Annotated in this window: 9 protein-coding genes; 6 read left to right on the plus strand and 3 right to left on the minus strand. The window is 32.7% G+C overall.

Annotation, left to right across the window (positions count from 1 at the left end; genetic code table 11):
* Positions 1-217: 217 nt before the first annotated feature.
* Positions 218-781 carry a phosphoribosylglycinamide formyltransferase gene (gene purN / locus ACHZDT_RS14270; protein ID WP_394775293.1) on the plus strand — a complete coding sequence of 188 codons (564 nt, stop codon included), beginning with the start codon at positions 218-220 and terminating at the stop codon, positions 779-781.
* A 141-nt stretch (positions 782-922) separates the two neighbouring features.
* Positions 923-1,399, plus strand: a complete 477-nt coding sequence (rnhA, locus tag ACHZDT_RS14275) for a ribonuclease HI (protein WP_394775294.1) — start codon at positions 923-925, stop codon at positions 1,397-1,399.
* Between the two features lie 59 nt (positions 1,400-1,458).
* Here the strand turns inward: rnhA and ACHZDT_RS14280 are convergent, their stop codons facing one another.
* Positions 1,459-1,806, minus strand: coding sequence for a DUF6249 domain-containing protein (locus ACHZDT_RS14280; protein ID WP_394775295.1), 348 nt, complete (start codon positions 1,804-1,806; stop codon positions 1,459-1,461).
* Between the two features lie 397 nt (positions 1,807-2,203).
* Between ACHZDT_RS14280 and ACHZDT_RS14285 the strand changes: the two genes are divergently transcribed.
* The 4 genes from ACHZDT_RS14285 (at position 2,204) to ACHZDT_RS14300 (ending at position 6,607) form a co-directional block, all read left to right on the plus strand.
* Positions 2,204-2,812 (plus strand): RNA polymerase sigma factor, encoded by a 609-nt coding sequence (locus ACHZDT_RS14285; protein WP_394775296.1) that lies wholly within the window; start codon positions 2,204-2,206, stop codon positions 2,810-2,812.
* 44 nt (positions 2,813-2,856) lie between these two features.
* Positions 2,857-3,252, plus strand: coding sequence for a hypothetical protein (locus ACHZDT_RS14290; protein ID WP_394775297.1), 396 nt, complete (start codon positions 2,857-2,859; stop codon positions 3,250-3,252).
* A gap of 447 nt (positions 3,253-3,699) precedes the next feature.
* Entirely contained in the window at positions 3,700-4,623 is a 924-nt protein-coding gene (locus ACHZDT_RS14295) for a PfkB family carbohydrate kinase (protein ID WP_394775298.1), read from the plus strand.
* Positions 4,624-4,708: 85 nt separating this feature from the next.
* Complete coding sequence (locus ACHZDT_RS14300; RefSeq protein WP_394775299.1) at positions 4,709-6,607, plus strand: amidophosphoribosyltransferase; 1,899 nt, start codon at positions 4,709-4,711, stop codon at positions 6,605-6,607.
* Positions 6,608-7,318: 711 nt separating this feature from the next.
* On the opposite strand, the gene ACHZDT_RS14305 is transcribed toward ACHZDT_RS14300, so the two are convergent.
* Together ACHZDT_RS14305 and pth are read right to left on the minus strand one after the other, a co-directional pair.
* Positions 7,319-7,927: a superoxide dismutase gene (locus ACHZDT_RS14305; RefSeq protein ID WP_394775300.1), complete on the minus strand. Its 609-nt coding sequence runs from the start codon at positions 7,925-7,927 to the stop codon at positions 7,319-7,321.
* Between the two features lie 138 nt (positions 7,928-8,065).
* A complete protein-coding gene (gene pth, locus ACHZDT_RS14310) occupies positions 8,066-8,692 on the minus strand; it encodes an aminoacyl-tRNA hydrolase (RefSeq protein WP_394775301.1) in 627 nt (208 codons plus the stop codon).
* Positions 8,693-8,938 lie beyond the last annotated feature (246 nt).

Below are 8,938 nucleotides of genomic sequence, written 5' to 3' on the forward strand. Positions count from 1 at the left end.
GTCTACGATAATCGCTTTTACTCTTGATGCAATGTCTGACATAATCTTTAATTTTAGAATTTAATTTGTTGGCAAAAATAAAAAACTTTATTTTAAAACCACGATTTAGTTTATAAATGTAACACTAATTTATAAAATTAATTTCAAGAAAGCCCTTTTAATACTATTTATTTTCGATTTTTATTCCGTTTTTTGCATTCTCAAATTAAATTCGATTATGAAAAAAATTATTGTTTTTGCCTCAGGATCAGGAACTAATGCTGAAAATATAATAAAATATTTTGCAAAAACCAAAATCGCAAAAGTCGTTTCTGTTTTTACGAATAATGCTTCGGCAAAAGTTATCGAAAGAGCAAAAAATCATCAAATTCCGACCGAAATCTTCTCAAAAAGCGAATTATTAGAGCGTAACCTCTTACAAAAAATACAGGAAATCGATCCGGATATGATAGTTCTTGCGGGTTTTTTATTGAAATTCCCCGATCATATAATCGAACAATATCCTAACAAAATAATCAATATTCATCCGGCACTTTTACCTAACTATGGAGGAAAGGGAATGTACGGAATGCACATACACAGAGCAATAGTTAATAATAAGGAGAAAGAAACCGGAATTTCTATTCATTATGTAAATGAACATTATGACGAAGGTGGTATTATTTTTCAGAAAAATGTAGCCTTAACAGACGAAGATACACCAGAAACTGTAGCCGAAAAGATTCACGAACTGGAACAAAAGTATTTTCCGGAAATCATTTCAAGGTTATTGGAAGATTAAACTTAAAAAAAATAAACCATATAAGTGATATAAGATAATTTAAGACTGGCATTTTTAAAGTTTACATGCCATCAAAAGAAAAAATATTATAACGTAAAACTTAAAATGAACTTATATTCTTATATGGTAAAAAAATAAAAAATGATTCACGAAGTACATATATATACTGATGGCGCTGCAAAAGGAAATCCCGGAAACGGTGGTTACGGCGTAGTAATGGAATTGGTAGGAACGCCGCATAAAAAAGAATTCTACGAAGGTTTTCGTCTTACTACAAATAACAGAATGGAGCTTTTGGCAGTAATTGTTGGACTTGAAAAGCTAAAAAAACCAAACATGAAGGTTTTGGTTGTTTCAGATTCTAAATACGTAATTGATTCTGTGGTTAAAAAGTGGGTTTTTGGCTGGGAGAAAAAAAACTATACCGGTAAAAAAAATCCCGATTTATGGAAACGCTTTTTAATTATTTACAAAAAACATCAGGTCGAATTTAAATGGATTAAAGGGCATAACAATCATCCTCAAAACGAGCGTTGCGACGAATTAGCAGTTATGGCGTCTATGCAAAAAAATCTTTCTGTAGATGTTTATTACGAGACTATAGGTTCAAAATCATAAAAAAGCGCGTCAAAAAACATTGTTTCCTGACGCGTTTCCTTTTTTGAAGATGCAAAAAACTATTCTTTGTCCAAATCTTTTGCTCTGTGAAACCCCACAAGCAAACCAACTCCTGACATCGTGATGATTGTTGCCGGATACACTACATCTGAATTCATTTGTGTGTAAGTCGAAAGAAACAAGGCAATGAAAAATCCAAGTCCAATTCCGATTAAAAGAAAAGCGGTATTCAAGATAAAGATTTTCCAAACCGGAACCCCGTTTGTTTTTCCTTTTAAAAAAATACTTGCATCAACACCTTTCTCTATAAGTGCTAAACGTTCTCTGTTTCTCGTTGAGAAAATAAGATAGACAATCCCGAAGATCATCAAAAACATGCTCATTGGTATTAAAATTTCTGGTCCCATAATTTTTTTGTTTTTATAATTGATTGATACTCCATATGACGACATCTTTTAAATGCAGGTTACAACAAAAGTGGAAAATTTTAATATTTTAAATTCCATCCCGAAGCCTCGGGTGTCTAAGGGATTAAAATCCCTGGCTACAAAAGAAATCATTCCTATGGAATTTTCATAAAAGTTCCGTAGGAACGAGACATATTATAGAGATGGATTTTAATCCATCATACGCAATCAAAAGCGAAAAATTTTTGTCGAGTTTCGCGTGTGATCTGTCCTCTGTCAAGATGACAAAGTTGAGTACTAAATTACGAGCTGTAAAGATTGGAATTTGGAATTTGAAAAATTTGGAATTTATTTAAATTCTTGTAACCTAATTACAAAACATTTCGTCTTATATAATATGAGTACAATAAGTGATCAACATTATATCGATAAAATTCTACAGGGAGAAACCAATTCTTTTGCCGTATTGGTTGATCGTTATAAAGACATGATTTTTTCGCTGGCTCATAAAATGGTTAAAAACAGAGAAGAAGCTGAGGAAGTTGCACAGGATACTTTTATAAAAGTGTACAATTCTCTAAATAAATTCAAAGGAGATTCTAAATTTTCGACATGGATTTATAAAATAGCTTATAATACGTGTTTGGATCGTTTGAAGAAAAACAAAAAAGAAGATAACAATATATCGATAGATGAATTTTCGGCACATTTAATTAAAACGATGGACAATGCCTTAAGTGCTCTTGAAGAAAAAGAACGAAAACAGACGATTCAGAATTGTTTGAATTTATTACCGAGCGATGAGAATTTCCTGCTAACTTTATTTTATTTTGAAGATCAGAGTTTAGAAGAAATTGGAAAAATCATGAATATCAATGCTAATAATGTTAAGGTAAAATTATTTAGAAGCCGACAAAAATTAGCCGTAATTTTGAAAAAGCAATTAGAACCAGAAATAATAGAGTGTTATGAAATCGGTAAAATTCCAAAGCAAAAACAAAATTGAGAATACCGATAACATATTCCTTTAAAAACAAATATTATCTACGTATGAAAGAGAGCGATAAAAACATAGAGAATCTGATTGATAAAATGATGTCCGAGACCACTTTGGAATCGCCATCTATTGACTTTACTTCAAAAATAATGTCTCAGGTTTTAGTAGCCGAAAAGAGTAAAATAAAAGCATACAAACCTTTAATTTCTAAAACAACCTGGATATTTATTTGCATAAGTTTAATTGCTTTGACGGCTTATTCTATTTATTCAAATAATAACATTTCTAATTCTGAAACAGCTTTGGCATATTTAGACAAAGCTTCTACCCTATTTTCAGGAATTCATTTTTCTAAAAATATATTGTATGCGCTTTTAATAGTTCCCTTTATGATTTTGGTTCAGATTGGAGTTTTGAAAAATTATTTTGATAAGAAGTATGAGGTGTAGAGTTAGTTATTTAAAGAATACATTTAAATTATGACTGACAAAAGAAAAACACCCAACAAGAAACTAAATTATCTAACAAAGATTTTTTAAAGTGGATTAAAATCCCTGAGAAATCACCAACAATATCTTTAGAAAAGTTTAATGAAAAATGGGAAGAGAAAAACCTGCAAATTCTAAAAAAGTATGCATTGTAGATTTATTTAAAAGAATCTTCTCTTTCAAACAAATCTAATTAAAAATTTTAAAGCTTTTTTCGAAAATAAAACTTGCAATTTAAATCCTAAAATCATATTTTAAGCTCTGCAAAGAATCAAATATAATCGATTCATTTACAATAGTTTTAGCCTCGCAAACGATATTGTTTTTTTATGAAAATTTTGAGAACTTAAACCGTTGCAATATTGCAACTTATGAAGTATCTTTGCACCCTAATTCGAAATTCATAAAATGAATAAATTATTGATTGTTGGAACGGTTGCTTTCGACGCTATCGAAACTCCTTTCGGAAAAACAGATAAAATATTAGGTGGTGCTGCAACGTATATTGGTTTATCAGCTTCATTTTTTAACTTACAATCGGCCATTGTTTCTGTAGTTGGCGACGATTTTCCACAAGAACATTTAGATCTTTTAACTTCAAGAAATATTGATATCTCTGGTATCGAAATTGTAAAAGGCGGAAAAACCTTTTTCTGGAGCGGTTTATACCACAACGATTTAAACTCTAGAGACACATTGGTAACTGAGTTAAACGTTTTGGCTGATTTTCAACCAAAAGTCCCTCAAAATTTTAAAGATGCTGATGTTGTAATGTTAGGAAATTTACATCCTTTAGTACAAAGCAGCGTTCTGGATCAAATGGAGAAAAAACCCAAATTAGTAGTTTTAGACACAATGAACTTTTGGATGGATTGCGCTTTACCGGAATTACTTGACGTAATTAAACGTGTAGATGTAATCACAATCAATGACGAAGAAGCAAGACAACTTTCAGGAGAATATTCATTAGTAAAAGCGGCAAACAAAATTCAGGAATTGGGGCCAAAATATGTGGTGATCAAAAAAGGAGAACACGGAGCACTTTTATTTCATAACAGAGAAGTATTCTTTGCACCGGCATTACCATTAGAAGATGTTTTTGATCCTACAGGAGCCGGAGACACTTTTGCAGGTGGTTTTTCAGGATTCATTGCACAAAGCGAAAACATTTCATTTGGCAATATGAAAAATGCAATAATTTACGGATCTAATTTAGCTTCATTTTGTGTGGAGAAATTTGGAACCGAAAGGATGGAAACATTAAGTAAGGCTGAAGTAGCAATTCGACTACAACAATTTAAGTCGCTAACTCAGTTTGACATAGAAATATAATGCCTTGAAGCCTCGATAAAACGGGGCTTTTTTATTACGTTATTACGCACAACTTACAACAACAACAACACAAAATACAAAAACAATGAGCGACGCTTTAAAACACGAATGTGGTATAGCCTTAGTTAGACTTCTTAAACCGCTTGAATATTACAAAGAAAAATACGGAACTGCTTTTTACGGGATACAAAAAATGTATCTAATGATGGAGAAGCAACACAACCGTGGACAAGACGGAGCTGGTTTTGCAAGCATCAAATTAGATGTAGAACCAGGAGAACGTTACATCAGCAGAGTTCGTTCAAACCATGCGCAACCAATTCAGGACGTTTTTAAACAAATTAATGAGCGTATCAACGAAGAGATGACTACACATCCCGAATATGCAAATGATGTTGCGAAACAAAAAGCAAACATACCTTATATAGGTGAATTGTTTTTAGGACACGTTCGTTACGGAACTTTCGGGAAAAACAGCATTGAAAGCGTTCATCCATTTTTACGTCAGAGCAACTGGATGCACCGTAATTTAATTTTAGCAGGAAACTTTAATATGACGAATGTTAAAGAACTTTTCGAAAATTTAGTAGAACTGGGACAACATCCTAAAGAAATGGCGGATACTGTTACCGTTATGGAAAAAATAGGTCATTTTCTTGACAAAGAAGTGATGCAGCTTTATCAGGATTGCAAAACAGAAGGATATTCTAAAAGAGAAGCTTCTCCTGTAATTGCAGACAGATTAGATATCGCAAAAATATTAGCTCGTTCTGCTAAAAATTTAGATGGAGGTTACGCAATGGCCGGATTATTAGGTCACGGTGATGCTTTTGTTTTTAGAGATCCTGCAGGAATTCGTCCAGCTTACTTTTATCAGGATGATGAAGTTGTAGTTGTTGCCTCTGAAAGACCAGTTATTCAAACTGTTTTTAATGTACCTTTTGAAAGTGTTCAGGAAATTGAACCGGGAAATGCTTTGATTATCAAAAAAAGCGGAAAAGTTTCAATGGAACAAATCCTTGAACCAACCGAGAAAAAAGCGTGTTCTTTTGAAAGAATCTATTTTTCAAGAGGAAGTGATGCAGAAATATATCAGGAACGTAAAAACTTAGGGAAATTAATTTTACCCGCTGTTCTTGAATCAATTGACAGCGATACAGATAATACTGTTTTCTCTTACATCCCGAATACTGCCGAAACTTCATTTTATGGTTTAGTTGAAGCTGCTCAGGATTTCTTAAACCAAAGAAAAAACAATTATATTTTAAATAATAGAGATACACTTACTGCCGAAACTTTACAGGAATTATTAGCTGTAAAAATCCGTACGGAGAAAGTCGCTATTAAAGATGCTAAACTTAGAACCTTTATTACTGAGGATAGCAGCCGTGATGATTTAGTGGCGCACGTTTATGATGTAACTTACGGAGTGATTAAACCAACTGACAACTTAGTTATTATTGACGATAGTATTGTTCGTGGTACAACGCTCAAAATGAGTATCATAAAAATGATGGATCGTTTAAATCCTAAACGTATTGTAATTGTTTCATCGGCTCCACAAATTCGTTATCCTGACTGTTACGGAATTGACATGGCGAAACTAGAAGGTCTTGTAGCTTTTAGAGCAGCGTTGGCTTTATTAAAGGAAAGAAATCTTTATCATATTGTTGATGAAGTTTATGCAAAATGTAAAGCACAAGAGAATTATATCGATACAGATGTTGTAAATTATGTAACAGCAATTTACGATCAGTTTACTCCTGAAGAAGTTTCGGCTAAAATTGCCGAAATGTTGAGTTCTCCGGAAATCAATGCCGAAGTAAAAATCATTTTCCAAAAAGTAGAAGATTTGCATATTGCATGTCCTAAAAATTTAGGCGATTGGTACTTTACGGGAGATTATCCTACACCAGGAGGAAATCGTGTTGTAAATAGGGCTTTTATGAATTTTTACGAAGGAAAAGACGCGAGAGCGTATTAATAAAATACTAACAAAAGGTTAATTTGTGCATTTCATCGGTTTTTTTTGCCGTTCGTCCTATATGTTTGGTAGAATTGAAATGCTGTGATACTTTTGAGATACCATAACATTAGTAGGTTAAGTTTATGGTAGATTTGGGGCAAAAAGGGTGGAAGCAATTCCACCTTTTTTATTGGAATAAAGTCAACTATTTCTAAAGTAGGATTTTACAGTCACTTAATCGGATATATTTACCATTCATCTAGAAAGTTTTTTTCATAGAAATAGCTGCCATATATTTACTGAACCATAACATTAGTAGGTTAAGTTTATGGTAGATTTGGGGCAAAAAAGGTGGAAGAGATTCCGCCTTTTTTATTGGAATAAAATCTCTTTCTAAAATCAAGAAGAAAGAGAATAGATTAAAGAAGAAATAATCTAAATCATCTGCTTATTCTGAACTGTCCCATTTTAAGTCACAGCGTGACTTCATATTTATAGCGAATTACAACTACATCACGAACAAACCCCAGCGGGGTGAAATATATAGCTCCTCTGGAGCTTTTGACATAAATACAATACTTAGCTATAAATATTATGCTCCGCTGGAGCTGAGCTACAACATATTAATTTTCAATTTATTTTCAATTTGAAGAAAAGTATAAACAAAAAAAAGACGAATAACCATTAGGCTATTCGTCTTTTTTCTATATTCTGTCTTCTATTCTCTTCTTATTTGTCTAAAGCAAATCTTCTTGCAACTTCTGTCCAGTTAATTACGCTAAAGAAAGCTTCAATATAATCTGGTCTTCTGTTTTGGTAGTTTAAATAATATGCGTGCTCCCAAACATCCATTCCTAAAATTGGAGTTCCACCTGTACCAACTTCCGGCATTAATGGATTATCTTGATTTGGAGTTCCTGAAACTTCTAATTTACCGCCTTTTTGTACAGTTAACCAAGCCCATCCAGAACCGAATTGTGTTGCACCAGCTTTCGCAAATTTTGCTTTAAATTCATCAAAAGTTCCAAAAGAATCTTCAATTGCAGCTAATAAATCACCAGTTGGTAATCCGCCACCGTCTGGAGACATAACTGTCCAGAATAAATTGTGATTGTAGAAACCTCCACCATTGTTACGAACTGCCGCGTTTGATTTATCTAAGTTAATTAAGATGTTTTCAATTGTTTTTCCTTCCAAATCAGTTCCTGCAATTGCAGCGTTAAGATTTGTTGTATAGGCATTATGATGTTTTGAATGGTGAATTTCCATTGTACGAGCATCAATATGTGGTTCTAATGCATCATATGCATAAGGTAATTGTGGTAATTCAAAAGCCATGATATTATGATTTTATGGTTTATAATAATTTATTCCAAATTTAAACATTTAACTTTGGAATAGAAAATACTATTTCGTTATAATTCAATTTAATTAATTGATAACTTGATTATTTAGCACTTAAATAACTGTAATTCTTTACTTTCCATTAAATGTAGTCATCGTGTTTTCTAATCCGGCTGTCCCAAAAGATTTAATAATTTCTGAAGCTACCTCTAAACGTTCCGGTAATTTTGCCTTTTCTTCGTCGTCCCAATCTCCTAAAACATAATCAACCTGTTGCCCTTTTTTGAACTGATCGCTGATTCCAAATCTGAAACGGGTATATTCTTGCGTATTCAAAACCAGGTTAATATTTTTTAATCCGTTATGACCTCCGTCGCTTCCTTTTGGTTTGATTCGGATAGTTCCGAAGGATAGGTTTAAATCGTCTGTAATGACCAGAATATTCTCTAATGGAATGTTTTCTTTATCCATCCAATATTTTACAGCCTTACCGCTTAAATTCATATAAGTGTTTGGCTTAAGCAGGAAAAAGGTTCTTCCTTTAAATTTATATTCGGCTAAAGTACCGAGTTTAACGGTTTCGAAAGAAAGACTTTCTTTTCTGGCTAAAAAATCCAGCACTTTAAAGCCAATATTATGTCTTGTATTTACGTATTCAGCACCAATATTACCTAGTCCTACGATTAAATATTTTTTCATGTTGTCTATGTTCTCTTCTTTTTGTGTTGATGAAAACAGTTTTGTTATCCATTTTATCATCTGGCAAAAATAAGGTTAATTAGGGAATGTGCCAATTGGTTAATTAGATAATTTATTTTAACCGAAAAGATCGTAAAGGAAAAGGTTTCACGCAGATTCTGCAGATTGAGCAGATTTATTTTTTTGATTTCTGCTCATTTTGTCACACTGAGCGAAGTCGAAGTCTCTTCCCTGAACTTTTCGGTTATTTTTTTTTGAAGCAGAAATTTTCAGTTGTTTCAAGACCAGACATTCCTGCCATCCGCT

The sequence above is a fragment of the Flavobacterium sp. genome, from assembly GCF_043722275.1.
GTDB lineage: Bacteria > Bacteroidota > Bacteroidia > Flavobacteriales > Flavobacteriaceae > Flavobacterium.